This window comes from Mycobacterium cajalii (genome assembly GCF_045809005.2).
GTDB lineage: Bacteria > Actinomycetota > Actinomycetes > Mycobacteriales > Mycobacteriaceae > Mycobacterium.
This window is the reverse complement of record NZ_CM141436.1, coordinates 2,298,065-2,321,433: the sequence shown is the minus strand read 5'-3', so window position 1 is coordinate 2,321,433 and position 23,369 is coordinate 2,298,065. Positions and strand designations below refer to the sequence as shown.

The 23,369-nt window shown below is 72.3% G+C and carries 8 protein-coding genes; all 8 read right to left on the bottom strand.

The features are described 5' to 3' along the window. Positions 1 to 16: 16 nt before the first annotated feature. The 8 genes from ACJ512_RS11175 to ACJ512_RS11140 are packed head-to-tail and all read right to left on the bottom strand — an operon-like array spanning position 17 to position 23,367. Positions 17 to 823: an ABC transporter permease gene (locus ACJ512_RS11175; protein ID WP_407686784.1), complete on the bottom strand. Its 807-nt coding sequence runs from the start codon at positions 821 to 823 to the stop codon at positions 17 to 19. Next, positions 823 to 1,635 (bottom strand): ABC transporter permease, encoded by an 813-nt coding sequence (locus tag ACJ512_RS11170; protein ID WP_407686785.1) that lies wholly within the window; start codon positions 1,633 to 1,635, stop codon positions 823 to 825. The genes ACJ512_RS11175 and ACJ512_RS11170 overlap by 1 nt, the downstream gene beginning before the upstream one ends. Continuing rightward, positions 1,632 to 2,612, bottom strand: coding sequence for an ATP-binding cassette domain-containing protein (locus ACJ512_RS11165; protein ID WP_407686786.1), 981 nt, complete (start codon positions 2,610 to 2,612; stop codon positions 1,632 to 1,634). The genes ACJ512_RS11170 and ACJ512_RS11165 overlap by 4 nt, the downstream gene beginning before the upstream one ends. A gap of 11 nt (positions 2,613 to 2,623) precedes the next feature. Next, positions 2,624 to 7,093, bottom strand: coding sequence for a type I polyketide synthase (locus ACJ512_RS11160; RefSeq protein WP_407686787.1), 4,470 nt, complete (start codon positions 7,091 to 7,093; stop codon positions 2,624 to 2,626). Then, complete coding sequence (locus tag ACJ512_RS11155; RefSeq protein ID WP_407686788.1) at positions 7,090 to 12,465, bottom strand: type I polyketide synthase; 5,376 nt, start codon at positions 12,463 to 12,465, stop codon at positions 7,090 to 7,092. Before ACJ512_RS11155 ends, ACJ512_RS11160 begins: the two co-directional genes overlap by 4 nt. Beyond that, entirely contained in the window at positions 12,465 to 16,205 is a 3,741-nt protein-coding gene (locus ACJ512_RS11150; protein WP_461480055.1) for a type I polyketide synthase, read from the bottom strand. The genes ACJ512_RS11155 and ACJ512_RS11150 overlap by 1 nt, the downstream gene beginning before the upstream one ends. Next, positions 16,205 to 21,628: a type I polyketide synthase gene (locus tag ACJ512_RS11145; RefSeq protein ID WP_461480054.1), complete on the bottom strand. Its 5,424-nt coding sequence runs from the start codon at positions 21,626 to 21,628 to the stop codon at positions 16,205 to 16,207. Before ACJ512_RS11145 ends, ACJ512_RS11150 begins: the two co-directional genes overlap by 1 nt. Further along, entirely contained in the window at positions 21,625 to 23,367 is a 1,743-nt protein-coding gene (locus ACJ512_RS11140; protein WP_407688328.1) for an AMP-binding protein, read from the bottom strand. The genes ACJ512_RS11145 and ACJ512_RS11140 overlap by 4 nt, the downstream gene beginning before the upstream one ends. Positions 23,368 to 23,369: the final 2 nt, after the last annotated feature.

The following is a 23,369-nucleotide window of genomic DNA, read 5'->3' as shown; positions in this document are numbered from 1 at the left end:
TCGAACTCCTAGCCTCTCAACCGCGGGTGCTGGCCCGTCGGAAACCGATCGCCATCGGCACCGCGCACGCCGCGGCCAGGCCCGCCGACCACAGCAGCATGTCGACCAGCGGCGCCCGCACCGGCCCGCCGAGCGACAGGCCGCGCATGGTCTCGACGGCGTAGCTGATCGGCTGGTGGCGCACGATCGGCTGCAACCAGCCCGGGTACTGGTCGGCCGGCACGAAGCCGGTGGAGAAGAACATCATCAGTCCCCAGACGATCTCGGTCGCCTCCACCACGATGGTGTTCGCCGTGTACAGGGCCAGGGTCATCACGGCCATCGTGAAGGCCACCCCGAACGCGATCGGGACCAGCAGCCAGGCCACCGCCGCCGCAATCCCTTGGTGGAAGCGGAAACCCAGCGCGAACCCGGTGCCCATGATGACCGCGGTGGTAACCACGATCCGCACGATGTCGGCCATCAGGCGCGACAGCATGCCCGACGCACGGTGCACGGGCACCACCCACAGCCGCGACAGCAGGCCCTCGCCGCGTTCGCGCATCAGGTTGATGCCGCCGACCATCGACCCAGACATGGCCCCGACCATCGCGATGAGGGGGACGCTGCCGTAGAGGGCGCTGTGACCGGTGAGTTGCTGAACCCCGTTGCCCAGCACGGTGTTCACGGTCACCAGCAGGGCAACGGGCATGATCAGCGACTCCAGCACCGTCGCCGGGTCGCGGCGCCACCGCAGCAGCAGACGCGCGGCCAGGATCCAGGTCTGCGGGGCGAGCCCCCGCGGCGAGTTCTCCGTCGCCTTGCGATGCGCGGCTGCGGTCATCATCGCCTCCCCGACGACACGCGCGCGTGCAGTGGCAGCAGGGTCGCGAAGACGGCGGCGCACCAGATGACGGCGGGACCGATCGTGGACCAGCTCACCGCCCCGGCCGCCGGCGTGCTGTCCCCGGCGAGCACGCGTAGCGCGTTGACGAACTGGGACGCCGGCTGGTCGCGGACGAAACCCTGTATCCAGCCGGGGAACCGCTCGACCGGCTGCAGACCGACCGACAACAGGCCCAGCACGAACAGGGGCGGCAGCAGCAGCGGCATGGTGGCCTCCGGGTTCTTGTTCCAGGCGCCGATCACGTCGCCGAGCAACGCCAGCGCCGCACCGATCACGAGCACCAGCACGCAGAAGCCCAGGACATGAGCCCAGCCGCCGTAGAACCGGAAGCCGATGACGTAACCGCACGCCAGCGAGACCACCAGCGCGATGCCGCAGCGGTACATGCTGGCCGACATGCGAGCGGCCAGCGGTGTCAGCCCGCCGATCGGCATCGCCTTGAACCGCCGGTCGATGCCCAGCACCGCGTCGGTCGCCGCCCGGAAGGCGGCCGAGATGGCGGCGAACGCGATCGCCACCAGGGCGATCAGCGGCATCAGATACTGCGCATAGCTGCTCATGCCCTGGGTGAAGGCGCCCATGATGTGCTTGAGCGGCAGGTAGAAGTTCACGGTGAACATGATCGGCGCGGCGACCTGGGTGGCCAGCTCCCCGTTGCGCAGCGTGGGCCGGACCACGCGGGCCGTCAGCACCCACCACTGCTGGACGGGCGACGTCGCCGGGCGGGCGGCGACCGCGGCGGCGGTCACGAGACACCCACCCGATGTCGCTCGCCGGCGTCCTGGCTGGTCAGCGCGAGGAACACCTCGTCGAGCGAGGGCCGCCGCAGCGCGATGTCGGCCAGGTCGATGTTCGCCTCGTTCAGCCGGCTCAGCACCTGGGTGAGGGTGTTGGGTCCGTCGGGGGCGGGCATCGCGATGCGGTCGGATGCGCCGGTGAGCGCGTCCCGGTTCTTCTCGGGCAGCAGGGATCCGAGCGCCCGCGCCGCGGCGGGCAGGTCCGCCAGGTCGCGCGGCACGACCTCGCAGTAGGTCCCCCCGGTGCGCTCCTTGAGCTCGTCGGCCGTGCCCTCCGCGATGATCGTGCCGTGGTTGATCACGATGATGCGGTCGGACAGCGCGTCGGCCTCCTCCAGGTACTGGGTGGTCAGCAACGTGGCGATGCCCGATTCCTTGAAGTCGGACACCAGTTTCCAGATGCTTTGGCGGCTGCGGGGATCGAGCCCGGTGGTGGGTTCGTCGAGGAACACCACCTCGGGCTGCACCACCAGGCCGCAGGCGATGTCGATCCGGCGGCGCATCCCGCCCGAATAGGTGCTGACCCGGCGGTCCGCCGCGTCGACGAGGTCGAACTGGGCCAGCAGTTCGGTGGCCCGCGAGCGCGCCCGGGATTTCTTCAGGCCCTGCAGGCGGCCGAACATCAGCAGGTTCTCCCGGCCGGTCAGCATCTCGTCGAGCGCCACGTGCTGGCCGGTCAGCATGATCGAGCGGCGCACGCCGGCCGGGTCGGACACGACGTCGTGCCCGGCAACCTCCGCGTGGCCGCCGTCCGGCCGGGTCAGCGTCGAGAGGATGTCGACCGTCGTGGTCTTGCCGGCTCCGTTGGGCCCGAGCAGCCCGAGCACCTCCCCGCGGCCGACCTTGAAGCTGATGTCGGTCAGTGCGACAACGGAACCGAACGACTTCTTGATCCCGTTGACGACGACCGCGTTCTCAGTTATCGGCATTGCTTTCTCTCCTAGGTCGAATCGCTCGACGACAAGTCCACGAGGGTCAACTCCTCGTCCGCCGAGGCGCTTTCGTCCTCGGCCACCGCCGCGCGGGCGAGGTCCAGCAGCGTCGCGGACAACGCGTCGGCCAGCGACCGCGCCCGCGCCGCGTCGATGCGGCGGGAGTCGTACCACCAGTCCAGGTGCACGGCCCCGGCGCTGCGGTACACGCGCAGTTCGACGGCGTGACCGAGGCCCGGGTAGGCCTCGCGCACGGGCAGCGCCGTGTCGGAGTCGAACTGGACCGGGGCCTCGTCGGCGGCGGCCGACGGCAGGTCGGGGATGGTGCCCGCGTACGAGAAGAAGATGTCCGCGGGTGGTGTGGCGGCGAGCCGGCCGGCGGTGCGCGCGTACACGTACCGCAGCAGCCCGTATCCGATTCCGTAGTGCGGCACCGACTTCAGCGTGTCGTGCACGTCCTCGAACAGTTGCCGCACGCCGCCGCCTCCGTCTTGGGCGCACGGCAGGGCGACGGGATGGACGGTGGTGAACGAGCCGACCGTGCGGTGCAGGTCGACGTCGGGTTTGAGCACCGAGCGCCCCGGCCCGCCGAGGTCGAGCGCCAGGCAGCCGTCCCCGACCGCCGCCGCGACCGTCCGCGTCAGCGCGGCCACCACGACGTGCTCGAGCGGCACCCCGAGCCGCCGCCGCGCGTCGTCGATCTCGGTGGTCTCCGCGACGGTCAGCGCCGAGGGCAGCCGCACCAGGTCGTCGACCGTGGGCGGTTCGGTGGCCGGCTCCGCGACACGCAGGTTCGCCTTGGCCGCGGTTTCGAGCCAGTACTCGCGGCTTTCCAGCACCGCCGGGTGGGCGGCGAGCCCCGCGCAGCGCTGGCACCAGTCCCGCCACGGCGTGGTCACCGGCCCCAAGGTGATCTCCTCGCCGGCCAGCCGCTGGCCGAACGCGGTGAAGACGTCGGTGAGCAGGATGTCGCGGGACATGGTGTCGGCGGCCGTCCCGTGCACGCTGAGCACCAGGTAGCACGGCCCGCCGTCCCCGCCGCGCACGTGCGTGGCCACCAGGGGCGGGCCGGCCAGGTCCTGGTCGCGGATTTGCGCGCGCAGGATCTGCAGCAGGGCTTCCCGCTCCTCGGGCCCGCCGGGCGCCAACCCGCCGGGCAACGGCTCGGCGCCCAGCTCGACGGTCTCGACGGGTTCGCCGAGGTCCTGCTCCCAGGTGCCGCCGCGGTGCACCAGGCGCATCCGCAGCGCGTCGTGCTGGTTGGTGACGGCGGTCAGCACCGCCGTGATGTCCTCGGCTTGCACGTCCGGGCGCAGCCGCAGGATCAGGGGGATCCGCCAGTGCCCGCCGTCGGAAAGGCCGTGCGCCAGGAAGTGTTCGATGTTCGGCGGCACCGGCGGGTGGGCGACGTCGTCCGGGGACAACCGGGCCAGCCCGCCGGCCTCGTAACGGGCGCTCAGCGTCTTCGAGAGCTTGGCCACGCTGGGGTTCTCGTACAGGTCCTGCGGGGTGAGGTCCAGGCCCCGGTTGGCGGCGGTCATCGCGACGCTGATCGCGATCAGCGAGTCACCGCCGAGCTCGAAGAAGTCGGCGTTGCGGTCGACCGGTCCGCCGCCCAGGCACTGCGCCCAGATGTCGCGCAGCGCGTCTTCCAGCTGCGCGGCGCCGGTGGCCGGCCGGGCAGCACCGGCGCCGTTCGCCGACGTCGGCGCGGGCGCGGCGCCGTTCCCGTTCATCGGGTACGCCGCCGCGCTGCGCTGCGCGGCATCGACCCAATGCCGTTGCCGCACGAACGGATAGCCCGGCAGCGAAACCAGGGTCGGCCGGCGTCCCGCCGCGCGCGGCGTCCAGTCGACGTCGACGCCCGCCGACCACAGCTGACCGAGACCGAGCAGGAAGGCGTCGCGGTCGTCGCGGTTCTGCACCGGGTGGCGCATCAGCCGGACGGCGCGGTGACCGCCGGTCCATCTCGGATGTCGCGCCGCCGAGGACGTCAGCGTGCCGCCGGGACCGACCTCGACGAGGACGCGGCCCGGTTCGGCCAGCAGCGCGGCGATCTCGTCGGCGAAACGCACCGTGGAGCGGATCTGGCGGGCCCACGTCGCCGGGTCGGTCGCCTCCGCGGCCGACATCCAGGTCCCGGTGACGTTGGACAGCAGCGGAATCTGCGGTTCCCGCAGCGTCAGGCGGGCCAGGAAACTCTGGAACTCCGGGACCACCGAATCCATCAGCCGCGAGTGGAATGCGTGCGAGGTGCGGACCCGGCGTGCCGTGAGCTGTTGTTGCGCGAGGCGTTCGGTGAACGCGCGGATGCTCTCCTCGGATCCGGCCACGACGCAGCCGCCGGGCTCGTTGACCGCGGCGAGGTCGACGTCCGCCGACAAGTGCTCGGCGACGGTGTCGGGGCCGGCGGCCACCGCGACCATCACGCCGCGCGGCGCGGCGTGCATCAGCCGGGCCCGCATCGACACCGCCTTGACCGCCGTCGGCAGGTCGAACACGCCGGCGATGGTCGCCGCCGCGTACTCCCCGATGCTGTGACCGGCCAGGGCGGCCGGCCGGATCCCGTGGGAATCGGCCAGTTTCGCCAGCGCGTATTCCACGGAGAACAGGGCGGGCTGGGTCCGGTCCGTGCGCTCCAGGCTGCGCCCGGAGCCGTCGAACACCTCGGCGCGCAGGTCGATGCCCATTTCCGCGTCGAACGCCGCGACGCAGCGGTCGAAGTGCTCGGCGAACACGGGCTCGGTCTCGTACAGGCCCCGCGCCATGCCGACGTGCTGGGAACCCTGGCCGGGGAACAGGAAAGCGACGCGCTCCGAGTCGCTTTCGGTGCTCGCCGGCGGGCCGGCCGACTCGGCGACGAAGACGTTGTCGTGCTCGGGGGTCCGCAGCACCTCCGCGGCGTGCCCGCCGCCGTCGACCACCGCGGCCATGCGCACGTTCTCCGTGCGGCGGCGGGCCAGGGTGTAGGCGACGTCGGCCAGGTCGGGCGCGTCCGGGCCGGACAACTCGGCGGCCAGGGCCTCGCGCGCGTCCGCGAGCGCCTCGCCGGTCCGGGCGGACAGCACCAGCACCTGCGGGGCGGGCCCGGTGCCGGCCGGCGCGGCGGGCACCGCCGGCGCCTCCTCGAGGACGACGTGGGCGTTGGTGCCGCCCACGCCGAACGCGCTGACCCCCGCGCGCCGCACGCCGTCCCAGTCCCAGGGGCCGTATTCGCCGCGCACGGCGAAAGGCCCACGCTCCAGGTGCAATTCGGGGTTGGGATGGGTGAAATGCAGGGTCGCCGGGATCGCCCGGTGCTGCAGGCACAGGATCGTCTTGATCAGGCCGGCCATGCCGGCCGCCGTCTCCAGGTGGCCGATGTTGGATTTCACCGAGCCGACCTGGCACGGGCCGGGCCTGGCGGACTCGGACAGGCCGAACGCCTGCCGCAGGCCTTCGATCTCGATGGGATCGCCCAGCGGCGTTCCGGTGCCGTGGGTTTCGACGTAGCTGATGCTCGACGCGTCGACGTCGGACACCGCGTGCGCTTCGGCGATCACCTCGGCCTGACCGGCCGCGTTGGGCGCGGCGTACGTCATCTTCGTCGAGCCGTCGTTGTTGATCGCCGAGCCCCTGATGACCGCGTGCACGCGGTCGCCGTCGGCCAGGGCGTCCTGCAGCGGCTTGAGCACCACGACGCCGACGCCGCTGCCGAACAGGGTGCCGTCGGCGCGGGAGTCGAACGGCCGGCAGCGGCCGGTCGGCGACACCATCGAACCGGGCTGGTACCAATAGCCGACGCGGTGCGGGACGCGGATCGAGGCGCCGCCGGCCAGCGCCATGTCGCACTCCCCGTTCAGGATGCTCTGGCACGCCAGGTGGACCGCCACCAGCGAGGACGAGCACGCCGTCTGCACCGACAGCGCGGGCCCGCGCAGGTTCAGCTGGTGCGCGACCCGCGTGGCCAGGTGGTCCTTGTCGTTCTGCAGCGACAGGTTGACCATCTCGAAGGTGGCGCCCTGACCGATGATCGCGTGCGGGTCGTGATGCGACATCAGGTTGTGCAGCAGATAGCCGCTGGCCGAACTGGTCCCGAACATCCCGACCGAGGCGTCGATCCCCTCGGGGTCATAGCCGGCGTCCTCCAGCGCGTGAAACGCGCACTGCAGCATGAGGCGGTGCTGCGGGTCCGTCATCGACGCGTTCTGCGGGGTGAAGCCGAAGAACTCGGCGTCGAACTCCTCGATCCCGTTCATGACCGGCGCACGCTTGACGTAGCCGTGGCCGGCCAGCGCCTTCTCACCGACGCCGGCGGCGCTGAGCTCGTCGTCGGACAAGGAGACGATCGACTCCTCGCCGCGGCGCAGGTTGTCCCAGAACTGCGACACCGAGTCGGCGCCGGGGAATCTCCCGGCCATCCCGACAACGGCGATCGCGTTGGGCGGCAACGTGTTCGAGGTGCTTTCCGTACTGTTTGTCACGTGTTGTCCTGTCATACTCTTTGTCGCGGCTGGCGCCGGTCGGCGGCCCGCCGGCGCGCCGCGGCGCGTCGCTGGGCCCGGTCGCGCAGCTCGTTCGCGGGCTCGGGGCTGTCCTGGCCGGTGAGGCCGAGTTGTTCGATGAGCTCGGCCGCCAGGTCGGCGACCGCGGCCCCCTGCAGCAGCAGCGCCACCGGCGGCTCCACGCCGAAGTCGCCGCGCACGGTGTTCCTGATCCGCACGGCCATCAGCGAATCCATGCCCAGCTCGGTCAACGGCCGGGTGGGCGGGACGGCGGCGTCGCCGGCGTGACCCATGATCGCCGAGATGCGCTGGCGCAGCCGCGCGGTGACGATCCGGTTCGCCTCCGCCGGGTCGAGTTCCCGCAGCGCCTCCGGGCCCGCCCAGTCACCGCTGTCGCCGGCCGTGCCCAGTTCCTCGACGAGTTCGGCGAAGTAGCCGAGCCGGCTGATCTCGGGGAAGGCGGCCGCGGCCCGGTCGAGCCGCAAGCGCGCCACACCGGTCTGGGTGGCCGCGCCCCCGATCAGGGACTCCAGCGCCTCGATGCCCTCGTCGGGGGTGATGGGGTCGAGCACACCCATGCTCAGGGAGCGCGCGACGCCCACCTGCGACCACTGTCCCCAGTTGATCGTGGTGGCGGGCAGCCCCGCCGCCCGCCGCCAGGCGACCAGGGCGTCGAGCCATGCGTTGGCCGCCGCGTACGCGCCCTGACCCGGCGAGCCGAGCAGCGACGCCACCGACGAGAAGCCGACCCACCAGTCGAGCCGGCATTCGGAGGTGGCCTGGTGCAGGCGTAGCGCGCCGCCGGCCTTGGGCGCCCACACCCGTTCCAGGCTGTCCCGGTCGAGGGTGGCCACGAGGCTGTCGGCGATCACCGCGGCCGAGTGGATGACCCCGCGCAGTGGCAGCCCGGTCTCCTCGGCGGCCGTCACGAGCCGCTCCGCCACGCCGGGCGCGGAGATGTCGCCGGCCACGACGGCGATGTCGGCGATGTCGGCGCGGCCCTCCAGATCGGACAGGCCTTCCCGCCGTTGCGCCGAGCGCCCGTTGAGCACGATGCGGCCCGCGCCCCGGTCGGCCAGCCAGCGCGCGACCACCAGCCCGATGCCGCCGAGCCCACCGCTGACGATGTACGAACCGTCTTTTCGCACAACGGGTTCGGAGTCGCCCGCCGCGGGCAGGGGGGCCCGCCTGAGCCGCTCCACGTGGCGGCGACCGTCGCGCCAGGCGATCACGTCGTCCCCGTGCGGCAGGCCCAGTTCGGCCACCAGCCTGGCGGGCGCCTCCTCCGCGGTGCCCAGGTCGACGAGGGTGGCCCGCAGTTCGGGATGCTCGTAGGCCAGGACCCGGACGAGCCCGCGCAGGGCGCCGACCGCGGGGTCGCCGCCCTCGCCGTCGGCGACCGCCAGGCCGTCGCGGCTGACCAGCCACAGCCGCGGCAGCGCGCCGTGCCAGCCGCCGACGATTGCGCGCACGGCGCCCGCGACGGCCGCGACCAGGTCTTCGCCGCGCCGCAGGGCGGCGTCGGTGTCGAGGCCGTCGCCGGGACGCCGGCCGAGGAAGACGACCACGCCGCGCGGCGGGAGGTCGGGGTCCGCGGCGGTCTTCGCGAACGCCTCCGGCAGCGCCGGCTCGTCGGCGAGGTCCGCGCCGACCACCCGCCGCGCCGGTGCGGCGAACCGCTCGGTGAAACCGCCGACCAGGTCCGGGCTTTCGCCGGCGGACAGCAGCAGCCAGCTGCCCGCGGGCGGTTCGGCGGGCGCGGCACCGACGGCGCTCTCGGTCCACGTCGTGTCGAACACCTTCTGCGCCAACGGCAGCGGCACCGTGCGCCGGTCGATGCGGCGCAGGTAGACGCCGGTGATCTGCGCACACGGGTTGCCCGCGTCGTCGGTCAGCGTGATCCGCCCGAGCTTGCCGGCGCCGTCGTCGTCCAGGCTCTCCAGCTCGGCGTGGCACCGGGCGCGGCGGCCCGGGTCCCCGAACACGCGGACCGTCTCCAGTGAGACCGGCAGGTAGGTGGCTTCGCCGGCGTCGTCGCCGGGGTCGGCGGGCATCGCGGCGGCCAGGCCCTGCAGCGCGGCGTCCAGCATGACGGGATGGATCCGGTAGCCGCGATGGGCGGCGGCCTCGTCGGGGAGGGCGATCTCGCTCTCCGAGGAACCGCTGGGCCGGCGGACGATTCGCGTCAGCGCGGCGAAAGCCTGCCCGTGGTGGGCGCCGTTGCGCCGCAGCGTCGCGTACAGTTCCGCCGGCGCCAAGGGTGCGCCCGCCCCGGCCGGGGTGCCCGGGGGCTCGGGCGCGCCGTCCCGGTCGGCGACGTCGACCCGCGCGACCGCGTGCCGGTTCCAGTCGCCCTCGGCCGAGCGCGTGTAGATCTCGACCCGGGAGCCCTCGTCGGTCCGGGTCAGCTGGGTGGTCAGCGTGGTCCGTTCGTCGAGGGCCAGCATCTGCTCGACCTCGAGTCGATGCACCGCGAGCCCGTCGGCCGGCAGTCCCAGGGCCTCGCTGCCCGCAGCGAGCGCGATCTCGGCGAACGCCGCGGCCGGCATGACGGCCTGTCCGTACACCCGGTGGTCGGCCAGCCACGGGACCGCACCGGTGCCCACGTCGGCCTGCCACACGTGGTCGCGGCCCGAGGGGATCTCGACGTGCAGCCCCAGCAGCGGGTGGGAGCCCGCCGGTGCCGGGCTCGCGCCGCGCCGGGCGGCCCAGAACGGCGAGTGCAGCCACGGTGTCGGCGGCAGGTCCACCAGCCGTCCCGCACCGTCGGTCGGCCGGATCGCGGCCAGTTGCGTTCGGAATGACACGGTTTCGTCGCTGTCGCGGGTGACGGTGCCCATCGTCCGGGCGGCGGACTCGGCGGCGGCCAGGCTCCCGGCGATGGCGTGGGTGAGCAACGGGTGCGGGCTGATCTCGACGAACGTGCCGTGCCGGGCGCCGGCGCCGGCCACCGCCTGGCCGAACCGGACCGGGTTGCGCAGGTTGGCCACCCAGTGGTCGGCGTCGAACGCCGGCTCCGCTCCGGCGTCGCCGGTGGTGCTGAGCACGGGAATCGTCGGAGTGCGCGGCGCCAGGTCCGCCAGGGCGCTGCGCAGTTCGGGCAGGATCGGGTCGATGGTCGGATGGTGGGAGGCCACGTCGACCTCGACGCGCCGCGCCAGCCGCCCCTGCGCGTCGACCGCGGCGATCGCCGCGTCGACCTGCTCGGGCGGGCCGGCGATCACCGTCTGCTGCGGGGAGGCGTACACCGCCACGGTGGTGCCGGGGTAGTCGGCGATCAGCTCCTCGGCGGCGGCCGCGCTCAGCTCCAGCAGCGCCATCGCGCCCTGCCCGGACAGCGCCGACATCAACCTGGAGCGGGTGGCGATCACGCGGATGCCGTCCACGGCGCTCAGCGCGCCCGCCACGACGGCGGCGGTGACCTCCCCCATCGAATGTCCGATGACCGCATCGGGTTCCACGCCGTGCGCGCGCCACAGCGCGGTGAGGGCCAACTGCACGCCCACCAGCGTGGGCTGGATGCGGGCGATGCCGGCCAGCGGTTCGCCGGCCTCGAGCACCTCGCGCAGCGAGAAGCCGGCCTGCTCGACGAAGACCGGGTCCAGCTCGGCCACCGCGGCGGCGAACGCCGGCTCGTCGGCCAGCAGCCGCTTGCCCATGCCGGGCCATTGGGAGCCCTGACCGGAGTACACGAACACCGTGCCGGGACCCGACGGCCTGCCGGCGGGCAGGACCACTCCCGGTTCCGTCCGGCCCGCGGCCACCGCGCGCAGCCCCGCCACCGCCTGTGCGCGGTCGCGCGCGCACACGACGGCGACCTTGCCGTGCCGGCCGTGCTGCCGGGTCAGGGTGTGGGCGACATCGGCCAGCGGCGCCCCGGCGCCGCGGCCCTGCAGCCAATCGGCCAGCGCCGCCGCGCGGGCGGCCACCCGCTGGTCGGTCTTGCCCGCGATCACCAGCGTCGCCACCGCCGGCTCCGGGGCCGCCGGCTCCGGGTCCGGGCCCTGCTCCAGCACCACGTGCGCGTTGGTGCCGCCCAGCCCGAACGAGGACACCGCGGCCCGCCGCGGCCCCTCGCTGCGCGGCCACGGGGTCAGCTCCCCGGGGATGAACATGCGGGTGGCGGCGGCGTCGATCGCCGGATTCCACTGCGAGAAGTGCAGATTGGGGGGGATCTTGCCGTGCTGCACCGCCAACGCGGTCTTGATGAATCCCGCGATCCCGGCGGCCGCCTCCAGGTGGCCCATGTTGGTCTTCACCGCGCCCAGCGCGCAGGGGCCGCCGCCGCCCCCGTAGACCTCGGCCAGCGCGTCGAACTCGATGGGGTCGCCCAGCGAGGTTCCGGTGCCGTGCGTCTCGACGAAGTTCACCGAGTCCGCGGTCACATCCGCATTGCGCAGCGCCCGAGTGAGCACGTCGGACTGTGCCAGCGCGTTGGGCGCGGTCAGGCCGTTGGAGCGGCCGTCGGAGTTGACCGCCGAGCCACGCACCACCGCCAGGACCCGGTCGCCGTCGCGGACCGCGTCGGTCAGCCGCTTGAGCACCACGACGCCGGCGCCCTCGCCGCGGACGAACCCGTCGGCGCCCGCGTCGAACGCGTGGCACCGGCCGCGCGGCGACAACATGCCCCACTTGGACAGCGCGAGTTGGGTTTCCGGGCGCAAGATGAGGTTCACCCCGCCGGCCAGCGCGAGGTCGCTCTCCCGCAGCCGCAGGCTCTGGCACGCCAGATGCACGGTGACCAGCGACGACGAACACGCCGTGTCCACCGCCACCGCGGGCCCGCGCAGCCCGAGCGAGTACGCGATCCGCCCCACCGTGACGCTGTGGGCGTTGCCCGTCGCCGAGTAGGCGTCGATGCTGTCCGGGTCGGCGGCCGAGGAGTTCTGGTACTCGTTGTAGTACACGCCCATCATCACCGCGGCGCGGGTCTCCCCCACGGATTCCGCTGTCATGCCGGCGTTCTCGAGCGCCTCCCAGGCGACCTCCAGCAGCACCCGCTGCTGCGGGTCCATCGCTTCGGCCTCGCGCGGGGAGATTCCGAAAAACTCCGCGTCGAAGCCGGCCACGTCGGGCAGGAAACCGCCCCATTTGGAGGCCATCCGGCCGGGCGCGAACGGGTCGGGGTCGTAGTAGGCGTCGGCGTCCCAGCGGTCGGGCGGGACCTCGCCGATCGCGTCCCCGCCGCCGGACAGGAACTCCCAGTAGGCCTCGGGCCCGGCCGAGGCGCCGGGGAAGCGGCACCCGATCCCCACCACCGCCACCGGCTCCGCGGTCGCCAGCCGGGACGCCTTGTCGAACTGGTCGCCCAGCGCCGTGCGCTGCTCGGCGGTCATGCCCGCCACTCTGTCGAAGATCGTCTTCATCACATACCGCTTTCCACGCTCTCGAACAGCGCGTCCAGCACGCCGCCCGCCGAGCCGTCCGCGCCGGCCCCGCCGTCGCGCTCCGTCGGGTCACGCTTCAACCCATGTTGTGCGACAATCAGTTCCGTCAGATATCCGGTCATCGCCGCGATAGTCGGGTGGTCCCACATCTTCGTCGCCGAAACGTCGAAGCCGACCAGGCGCTTAGCGTCTTTCAGCACGGCCATCGCCATCATCGAGTCGAGGCCCAGTTCGGGGAACGGCAGTTCCACGTCGAGCGCCGAGACCGGCATCCCGAGCTCCCGGGCCAGGATCGACCGCAGCCGGGACCCCAGTTCGGCGGCAACCTCCTCGGCGGAGAGCTCCGCCCAGGCCGGCGCGGTCAGTTCCTGCCCGGCGGCCGGCTCCGCCGCCGCGTAGCGAAGGGCGCGGATGTCGATGCAGACGCCGCCGTCGGGCGCCGTCGCGACGAGGTCGACGATTAGGTCGCCGGCGGCGCCACCGCCGCGCCGGCGGACCCTGACGCTGCCGCGCGGCTCGGCGAGTTCGCCTATGAACCGGGCACTTTCGGCGCCAACGGCGCGCACCGGCAGCGCACCGGCGCGCGCGACGCCGAGGGCGGCGTCGAGCAGCGCGAGCGTCGAGGCCTCCGGCAGGTCGACGTCGACCGGTGGTTCCTGGGGAGCCGGCCCGGCCGCGGCGTCGGGGTCGTGGACGAGCCGGGCACCGGCGTGCACCGCCGAATCCGACGACACGGTGACGGATTCGCCGTCGGCCGTCACGTGGATCACCCGCGGCTCGTCGACGACGACGGGTTCCTCGAAGCGGACGTCGCACACGGCCGATGCACCGCATTCGGTGGCCGCGGTCACCAGCGTCTGCAGCAGCACCGATTCCGGGACGGTGGGTGCCGCACCGTCCGGTGTCAGCCGGGCCTGCCACAGATGCACCGGCGGGGTGGTCGCGACGGTGACGTGTTCGCCCAGCAGGGTTCCGGGGCGCGGTGGTGCCACCGCGGCCTCCAGGCGGTCGCGGATCGCGGCCCAGTGCGGTGCGGGGTCCGCTTGGCGTGCCCGAGTTTTCGGCGGGCTCACCCAGTGGCGGGTGTGCTGCCACGGGGTGCTCGGCAGCAACGGCGGGGGCCCGGCCGGGTGTTCGGTGTCGGGCGCCTTGGCCGTGTGGGCGGCGTTGAGGTTGGTGTGGAAGGTCAGCGTGTCGTGGGTGTCGCGGGCCAGGGTCCCCAGGCTGTGGTGATGGACGTCGGCCAGCGTGTCGCTGATGGCGTCGGTCAGCAGCGGGTGCGGGCTGACTTCGACGAACGTGCCGTGCTCGGCTCCCGCCGCGGCCACCGCGTCGGTGACCTGCACCAGGTCGGGCCGGTCGGCTGCCCAGTGGTCGGCGTCGAAGTCCGGCGACGTGCCGCCGGCGGTGACGACCGGGATGACCGGCCGGCGCGGGGTCAGGTCCGCAAGCGCCGCAAGGACATCCGGTGCACCCGAATCGGCAGCGGATCCGGACAGGGTGGTGATGACGCGCAGTCCGTCGCGGGGGCTCAGGGCGCCGGCGACCACCGCCGCGCTGACCTCCCCCATCGAATGACCGATCACCGCATCGGGCTCGATCCCGTAGGACCGCCACAACGCGGTCAACGCCAACTGCACCCCCACCAGCACCGGCTGAATCCGCTCGATACCGGCCACCGACTCACCACCGGCCAGCACCCGCTGCAGCGAAAACCCCGCCACCTCAACGAACACCGGCTCCAACTCGGCCACCGCAGCCGCAAACGCCGGCTCATCGGCCAACAACCGCCGACCCATCCCCGGCCACTGCGAACCCTGCCCCGAATACACAAACACCGTCCCGGCCCGACACGACCCCGCATGCGGACCCACCACACCCGGCGCCGAACGCCCCGCCGCCAACGCCGCCAACCCCGCCACCGCCTCCCGGCGATCACGCGCAGCCACCGTGGCGAACACCGGGTAACGGGCCCGATGATGATTGAGCCCGTGCGCCACCTGCGCCAACCCCACCTCGGCGCCGGCACCATCCATCCACTCGGCCAACACCGCAGCCGTGGCCGCCACCCGCTGCGCGGACTTCCCCGAAACCACCAACGTGCTCACCACCGGCTCGGCGACCTCGGGCAACGCAACCGGCTCGGGACCCTGCTCGAGCACCACATGCGCATTGGTCCCACCAAACCCGAACGAAGACACCCCCGCCCGCCGCGGCCGACCCGTCACCGGCCACCCCAGCGGCTCGCCGACAACCTGCAACCCCAACTGCTCGAACGGAATATGCGGATTAGGCTCGGCAAAACCCAAATTCGCCGGAATCCGACCCCGCTGCACCGCCAGCACCGCCTTGACCAACCCCGCCACGCCCGCGGCCGCGTCCAGGTGGCCGAGGACGGGCTTGACGGAGCCGAGCAGCAGCGGTTCCTCCGGTCGGCGCCCCCGGCCCAGCACCGTCCCCAGCGCGCGGGCCTCGATCGGGTCGCCGAGCAACGTGCCCGTGGCGTTGGCTTCGACGTAGTCGACCTCGCGCGCCTGCACCCCGGCATTGGCATACGCCGCCCGTAACACCGCCATCTGCGCGGCCGGATTCGGCGCCATCAACCCGTTGGAACGACCATCGGAATTGACCGCCGAACCCCGCACCAGCGCCCACACCCGATCACCATCACGCAGCGCATCCCCCAAGCGCTTGAGCACCACCACCCCACAGCCCTCACCACGGACAAAACCATCCGCAGCCGCATCAAAGGCATGACACCGCCCCGACGCCGACATCGCCTCGGCCGCATCGAAACTGCGCGTGATCGCCGGCGACAACAACAGATTCACCCCCGCGGCCAACGCCACCGCCGACTCACCACTGCGCAAACTCTGACACGCCAGATGCACCGCCACCAACGACGACGAACACGCCGTATCCACCGTCACCGACGGACCCCGCAAATCCAGAAAATACGACAACCGATTCGCGATGATGCTCAACGCACCACCAGTCCCCGACCACGCATCCACCCGACTCAAATCCGACGACGCCAAATACCCGTACTCACCCGCACACGCACCAGCGAAAACCCCGGTCTGGGTGCGGCGCAGGGCGTCCGTCCTGATCCCGGCGTGCTCGAGGGCCTCGTGGGCCACCTCCAGCAGCAACCGCTGCTGGGGATCCATCGTGGCGGCCTCGCGCGGGGAGATCTCGAAGAACTCCGCGTCGAAACCCTCGATGTCGTCCAAAAACCCACCGAAGCGCGTCGTGCCCGCCAGCGCCGCCGCCGACACCGGCGAACCATCGTCAAACCAGCCCCACCGCTCCGCGGGCACCTCACCCACCGCCGAACGACCCTCACCCAGCAACCGCCACAACGCCTCCGGCCCGTCCACCCCACCGGGCAACCGACACCCCATACCCACCACCGCGATCGGCTCGTCACCACCCACCGCCGCAGCCTCGGGCTCCGCGGCGCGGTTCTGGGCTTCCGGGTCGGTCAGGTACTCGACGAGGTCGTTGATCGTCGGGTGCTGCCACATCTCCACCGGGGATATCGCGCGACCGGCCAGTTCGGCGAGTTCGCCCGACAACACCACCGCGTCCCGCGACCCGACCCCCAGGTCGGCGAACGACGCGTTCAGGTCGACGTCGCCGCGGTCGCAGCCGATGTTGGTGACGAGATAGTCGACCAGCCAGTGCCGCAGTTCGTCGGCAGAATGAGTACTTGTCATCACGCGGACTCCACACTGTCGAACAGCGCGTCGAGCACGCCGTCGGCCGGTGCGGCCGTCTCCTCCGTTCTCTCGGTCGAATCAGTTTGCGGTGCGACCTTTTTGGCAAGAAATGCCGAAAGCGACGCGATCGTCGGGTGGTTCCACAGCATGGTCGCCGAAAGTTCCATACCCGCGACCCGCTCGACCTCGCGCCGGATCGACATCGCCATCACCGAGTTGAGCCCCAGTTCCGCGAACGGCCGGTCCGGTTCGAGTTCGGCCTCCGGGAGCCGAAGCTCGCGGGCCAGGACCGCGCGCAGTGCGGTCTCGAGTTCGCGCAGCAGGTCGTCGCCGCTCAGCTGCGACCATGCCGCGGCCGGCGCGGGCGGGGATTCACCGTCGGTTTCGGCCGGCGTCATCGGCGCGATCACCGCCTGCGCGATGTCGTGGGCCGAGACGTATTCCCACGCGGCGAAGGCCTCGGCCGGGCGCAGCGGTCGTGAGCCCAGCCGTTCGAGCTCTCCGATGGTGATCGCCGCGTCGGCGGCGAAGCCGAGCCCTTCCCAGGCCACCCAGTCCAGGCTGACGGTGTGGCAGCCCTGCCGACTCCGGCTGCGCGCCAGGCAATCCAGGTAGGCGTTGGCCGCCGCGTAGGCGCCCTGCCCCGGGACGCCGAAAACGGTTCCGGCCGAGGCGGTCAGGAAGAAGAAGTCGAGCCGTCCCGGCGGGAAGGCCCGATGCAGCGCCTGCGCGCCGGCGATCTTGGGCCACATGACCCGCCGCAGCGTGTCCTGTGCCGTCTCGGTCAGCAGCCTGTTCTCGGTGATGCCCGCGGCGTGGATGATGCCGCGGATCGGGGGCGCCCCGGCCCGGTCGCGCCTGTCCAGCAACTCCCGGACCGCCTCCGGGGAGCCGACGTCGAGCGCGACGGCCTCGACCGAGACGCCGCGGCGCTCCAGGGCCCGGATCGCGGTGATCTTGTGTTGCGCGGCCGGGTCGTCGGCGCCGTCCCAGTCACGCCGGGGCGGCAGTGGGGTGCGGCCCGCCAGCACCAGGCGGCGCGCGCCGCGGTCCGCGAGCCAGTCGGCCATCAGCAGGCCGAGCGCGCCCATGCCGCCGGTGATCAGGTAGGCCGCGTCGGGCCGGCACCGCAGCGGTTCGCGCACCGGTTCCCCGGCGATGGGACACATGGTGGGACAGAGGAATGCGCTATCACGCAGCGCCAGGATCTGCTTGGCCGCATGGGGCAGCACCTCCGGGAGCCGCGCCGCGCAGGCGCCGAGGTCGTCGCCGGCCGCGATGTCGACCAGCCCGCCCCACAGTTCGGGATGCTCGGCGCCGATGACCCCGGCCAGACCCCACAGGCCGCTGTGGCGCCGCGCCTCGCCGGAGTCGGCCTCGCGGACGCCGCGGGTGACGATCCACAGCGTCACCGGCGCGTGGTCGTCGCGGCCGGCCAACTCTCCGACCAACTCGGCCACCTGCGACGTGAGCCGCGCCGCGCCGTCGACGTCGGCGTCGTCGGCCGCCGGGCCGGCGAGGTAGACGACGTAGCGGGCCTCGGCGATCCCGGCCGGGGTGTACCCGGCGTCGGCGAGCCGGCCGGCCAGCCCCGCCGTGTCGGCGCCGTCGCCGCCGACGACGGCGAGCGGTCCGGGCGCGGCGCCCGCCTGCTCCCCGTCGGCGCGCCAAGGGCCCCAATCGATCGCATGCGACGCCGATGCGGGGTCGCTGTCGGGGGCGGCGGCCTGCGCGGCGCCGGACTCCACATCGGTGTACCGCAGCGCGCGGACGTCCGCGCAGACTGCGCCGTCGGGTGTCCTGACGACGAGGTCGACGACGACCTCGCCGGCGTCACCGGGCAGCCGGCGCAGCTCGGCCACGGCCCGCCGGTCGGCGCAAGTGCTTGCCAGCCAAGCGCTGCCGACCCCGGAGGGCACCAGGAGCCGCGGGTTGTCGCGATCCACCAGCCGGGCGGCGTGCACGGCGGCGTCCAGCAGCGCCACCACCGACGGTTCGGCGGGCCCGGCCAGGGCGAGGTCGGCGACGGCGCCGCCGGGCGTGTGCCGCAACGCGTCGATCGACCAGGGGAACGGCTGCCCCTCGACGCCCCACTCCTCGAAGAGCTCGGTGATCGAGCGGGTTTCCGCCTCGCCGGTGGCGGCGGGGGCCGGGTGGTCGCCGTCCGGCGCGCACGGCGCCAGCCGCCCGCCGGCGTGCCTGATCCAGGGCGCGTCGCTCCCCGCACGCGACGACACGGTGACCGACCCGTCGGCGGCGAGCACCTGGATCGCCCGCGGGCGGTCCACGACGATCGGGTGCTCGAACCGGACGTCGGACACCGCCGCCGCGCCCGCTTCGCGGGCCGCGGCCGTAAGCGTCTGCAGCAGAACCGACAACGGGACCACATCCACCCCGTGCAGGCGGTGGCAGCCGGGGTACGGCTTGACCTCGGGCGCCAGGTTCGCCTGCCACAGGCAGGCCGCGGTCGCGGCGACGTCGGTGCGCGCCCCGAGCAGGGTGCCGGGCGCCGGCGCCGATCCGCCGCTGGCCGCGCGTTGGGTGGCGGTCACCCAGTGCCGGGTGTGGTGCCAGGGGGTGGTCGGCAGCACCGGGGCCGGCCCGCCCGGATGCTCGGTGCGCGGCGGTGCGGCGGTGTGGGCGGCGTTGAGGTTGGTGTGGAAGGTCAGCGTGTCGTGGGTGTCGCGGGCCAGGGTCCCCAGGCTGTGGTGATGGACGTCGGCCAGCGTGTCGCTGATCGCGTAGGTCAGCACCGGGTGCGGGCTGACTTCGACGAAGGTGCCGTGCTCGGCTCCCGCCTCGGCCACCGCCTGGGTGAACCGCACCGGGTTGCGCAGGTTGGCCGCCCAGTGGTCGGCGTCGAACGTCGGCGTCTCGCCCGTCGTGGTGATGATCGGGATGCCGGGCCGGCGCGGCGCCAGATCGGCCAGTGCCGAACGCAATTCGGGGAGAACCGGGTCGATGATCGGGTGGTGTGACGCCACGTCCACCTCGATGCGGCGCGCCAACCGGTCTTGCGCGGCGACCGTGGCGATCACCGCGTCGACCTGTTCGGGTGGGCCGGCGATCACGGTCTGCCGGGGCGAGGCGTACACCGCCAGCGTGAGGTCCGGGTGCTCGGCGATCAGTTCGGCGGCGCCGTCGGGGTCCAGCTCGAGCAGCGCCATCGCGCCCTGCCCTGACAGCCGGGCCATCAGCCGCGAGCGGGTGGTGATGACGCGCAGTCCGTCGCGGGGGCTCAGGGCGCCGGCGACCACCGCCGCGCTGACCTCCCCCATCGAATGACCGATCACCGCATCGGGCTCGATCCCGTAGGACCGCCACAACGCGGTCAACGCCAACTGCACCCCCACCAGCACCGGCTGAATCCGCTCGATACCGGCCACCGACTCACCACCGGCCAGCACCCGCTGCAGCGAAAACCCCGCCACCTCAACGAACACCGGCTCCAACTCGGCCACCGCAGCCGCAAACGCCGGCTCATCGGCCAACAACCGCCGACCCATCCCCGGCCACTGCGAACCCTGCCCCGAATACACAAACACCGTCCCGGCCCGACACGACCCCGCATGCGGACCCACCACACCCGGCGCCGAACGCCCCGCCGCCAACGCCGCCAACCCCGCCACCGCCTCCCGGCGATCACGCGCAGCCACCGTGGCGAACACCGGGTAACGGGCCCGATGATGATTGAGCCCGTGCGCCACCTGCGCCAACCCCACCTCGGCGCCGGCACCATCCATCCACTCGGCCAACACCGCAGCCGTGGCCGCCACCCGCTGCGCGGACTTCCCCGAAACCACCAACGTGCTCACCACCGGCTCGGCGACCTCGGGCAACGCAACCGGCTCGGGACCCTGCTCGAGCACCACATGCGCATTGGTCCCACCAAACCCGAACGAAGACACCCCCGCCCGCCGCGGCCGACCCGTCACCGGCCACCCCAGCGGCTCGCCGACAACCTGCAACCCCAACTGCTCGAACGGAATATGCGGATTAGGCTCGGCAAAACCCAAATTCGCCGGAATCCGACCCCGCTGCACCGCCAGCACCGCCTTGACCAACCCCGCCACACCCGCCGCGGCCTCGAGGTGGCCGAGGTTGGTTTTCACCGCTCCCACCAGAAGTGGGGCGTCTTTGGGCCGTCCGCGGCCCAGGACCTTGCCCAGGGCGCGGGCCTCGATCGGGTCGCCGAGCAACGTGCCGGTGCCATGGGCTTCGACGTAGTCGACCTCGCGCGCCTGCACCCCGGCGTTGGCATACGCCGCCCGCAACACCGCCATCTGCGCGGCCGGATTCGGCGCCATCAACCCGTTGGAACGACCATCGGAATTGACCGCCGAACCCCGCACCAGCGCCCACACCCGATCACCATCACGCAGCGCATCCCCCAAGCGCTTGAGCACCACCACCCCACAGCCCTCACCACGGACAAAACCATCCGCAGCCGCATCAAAGGCATGACACCGCCCCGACGCCGACATCGCCTCGGCCGCATCGAAACTGCGCGTGATCGCCGGCGACAACAACAGATTCACCCCCGCGGCCAACGCCACCGCCGACTCACCACTGCGCAAACTCTGACACGCCAGATGCACCGCCACCAACGACGACGAACACGCCGTATCCACCGTCACCGACGGACCCCGCAAATCCAGAAAATACGACAACCGATTCGCGATGATGCTCAACGCACCACCCGTCCCCGACCACGCATCCACCCGACTCAAATCCGACGACGCCAAATACCCGTACTCACCCGCACACGCACCAGCGAAAACCCCGGTCTGCGTTTGCCGTAACGACTCGGCGGGGATGCCGGCATGTTCGAGGGCCTCGTGGGCCACCTCCAGCAGCAACCGCTGCTGGGGATCCATCTTGGCGGCCTCGCGCGGGGAGATCTCGAAGAACTCCGCGTCGAAACCCTCGATGTCGTCCAAAAACCCACCGAAGCGCGTCGTGCCCGCCAGCGCCGCCGCCGACACCGGCGAACCATCGTCAAACCAGCCCCACCGCTCCGCGGGCACCTCACCCACCGCCGAACGACCCTCACCCAGCAACCGCCACAACGCCTCCGGCCCGTCCACCCCACCGGGCAACCGACACCCCATACCCACCACCGCGATCGGCTCGTCACCACCCACCGCCGCAGCCTCGGGCTCCGCGGGCAGCTCGGATTCCGGGCTGGTCAGGAATCTGGCCATCGCGTTGATGCTCGGGTGCTGCCAGAACTCGACTGGCGAGACCGGTCGGTCGACCAGCTCGGACAACTCGCCGCACAGCACCACCGCGTCCCGCGACCCGACGCCCAGATCCTTCATCGAGGCGTCGAGGTCGATGTCGTCGGGGCTGCAGCCGACGTTGGTGACGAGATAGTCGACCAGCCAGTTGCGCAGCGCCGACTCGTCGTGAACCGTCATGCGTCCCCGTCCAGCCGGGGGAACGCGCCCTGGCGGTAGTTCTCGACGCACGCCGAACGACGGACCTTGCCGCTGGTGGTGATCGGGATGGATCCCGGCGCGACCAGCATCAGGTCACTCACCTGCAGGCCGTGCACCTTCGAAATCGTCGATGTCACTTCGCGCTTGACGCCGCGTACCCTGTCCCGCTCCTCGTCGGAGCCGCCCCTCGCCTTGTGCTCGATGATCACGACCAGCTGCTCGCTGCGCTCGTCGGCGACGGTGATCGCCGCGACCCGGCTGCGGGTGATCTCCTGGACGGTCGCCTCGATGTCGTCGGGGTAGTGGTTACGGCCGTCCACGATCAGGACGTCCTTGATGCGGCCGATGATGAACAGCTCGCCCTCGAAGATCACGCCCAGGTCTCCGCTGCGCAGCCAACGGTCCTCGGGCGTGCCGGGCGAGGCGTTGACGAGCCGGGCGCCGAAGGTTGGCTCCGACAGTTGCGGGTTGCGCCAGTAGCCGTTGGCGACGTTGTCGCCGTGCACCCAGATCTCGCCCACCTTGCCGGCCGGGTTCTCGGTGCACGTCTCGGGATCGACGATGCGCACGGTGCACGCGCGCGGGGTGCCGTGGCTGACCAGCTCCGAACCGGCTTCCTCGTCCCCGCAACGCTGCGCGTAGCCGGCCGACAGCTTCTCGTAGTCGAGCCGGATGATCGGCGCGGGCCGGCCCGGGTTCGACGTCGTCACGTAGACCGTCGCCTCGGCCAGCCCGTATGCCGCCCGCAAACCCGTTGCGGGAAGGTTGAAGCGGGAGAAACGCTCGAGGAAGCGGGTGACCGTCGCGGGGTTCACCCGTTCGGCGCCGCTGATGAACGTGTGCACGCCGCCCAGGTCCAGGCCCGCCATGTCGTCGTCGGACGTGCGCCGCGCCGCGAGTTCGTAGGCGAAGTTGGGAGCGGGCGTGACCGCCTTGCCGGCGCCGGCCACCAGCTTGATCCACCGGGCGGGCTTCTGCAGGAAGGCGATCGGGCTGGTCAACACCGACTGCAAGCCGAACCTGACCGGGATGAAGATGCCGAACATCAGGCCCATGTCGTGGTAGAACGGCAGCCACGACACGAGCGTGGCGTCGCGCGGCGGGATTCCGCCCTGGTCCTCGAAGTAGTCGGACATGATCTGCTCGAGGTTCGCCATGACGTTCTGGTGCGTCACCTCGACACCGGCCGGCGCCCGTGTCGAACCCGACGTGTATTGCAGCAGAACCGATTTGGTCTGCGGCGTACCGCCGGGCCGGTCGGCCGGCGCGCCGTAGAGGTCGAGCGCGTCGATCTCGATCACCGCCGGGGGCGGGCCGGGAAGCGCCTGGACGCAGGCGTCGACGTCGCCGGCGGCCACCGAGGTGGTCAGGATCGCCGCCGGCGCACTGTCTTTCAGCGCGCTGGAAACCCGCTCGTCGTGCGCGCCCAGCATCGGCACCGACAGCGGGACGGCGATGAAACCGGCCTCCATCGCGCCGAGGACCGCGATCACGTACTCCAGGCCCTGCGGGGCGAGGATCGCGGCACGGTCACCGGGCGACCCGCAGGATGCGAGTTCCGCGGCGACGATCTGGGCGCGCTCGTGCACCTGGCGCCACGTCAGCGTCTGCGACTGCCCGGCCGGGTCGATGTCGTAGTCGACGAACGTGTAGGCCGGCGCATCCGGCTGCTGCCGCGCCTGGTCGCGCAGCGCTTCGGGAATGCATGTATATCCCAAGG

Bases quoted from the DNA above. Each gene is read 5' to 3' on its own strand.
- ACJ512_RS11155 (WP_407686788.1), bottom strand. From the start codon at position 12,465: ATGAAGACGATCTTCGACAGAGTGGCGGGCATGACCGCCGAGCAGCGC.
- ACJ512_RS11150 (WP_461480055.1), bottom strand. From the start codon at position 16,205: ATGACAAGTACTCATTCTGCCGACGAACTGCGGCACTGGCTGGTCGAC.
- ACJ512_RS11145 (WP_461480054.1), bottom strand. From the start codon at position 21,628: ATGACGGTTCACGACGAGTCGGCGCTGCGCAACTGGCTGGTCGACTAT.
- ACJ512_RS11165 (WP_407686786.1), bottom strand. From the start codon at position 2,612: ATGCCGATAACTGAGAACGCGGTCGTCGTCAACGGGATCAAGAAGTCG.
- ACJ512_RS11160 (WP_407686787.1), bottom strand. From the start codon at position 7,093: ATGACAGGACAACACGTGACAAACAGTACGGAAAGCACCTCGAACACG.
- ACJ512_RS11175 (WP_407686784.1), bottom strand. From the start codon at position 823: ATGACCGCAGCCGCGCATCGCAAGGCGACGGAGAACTCGCCGCGGGGG.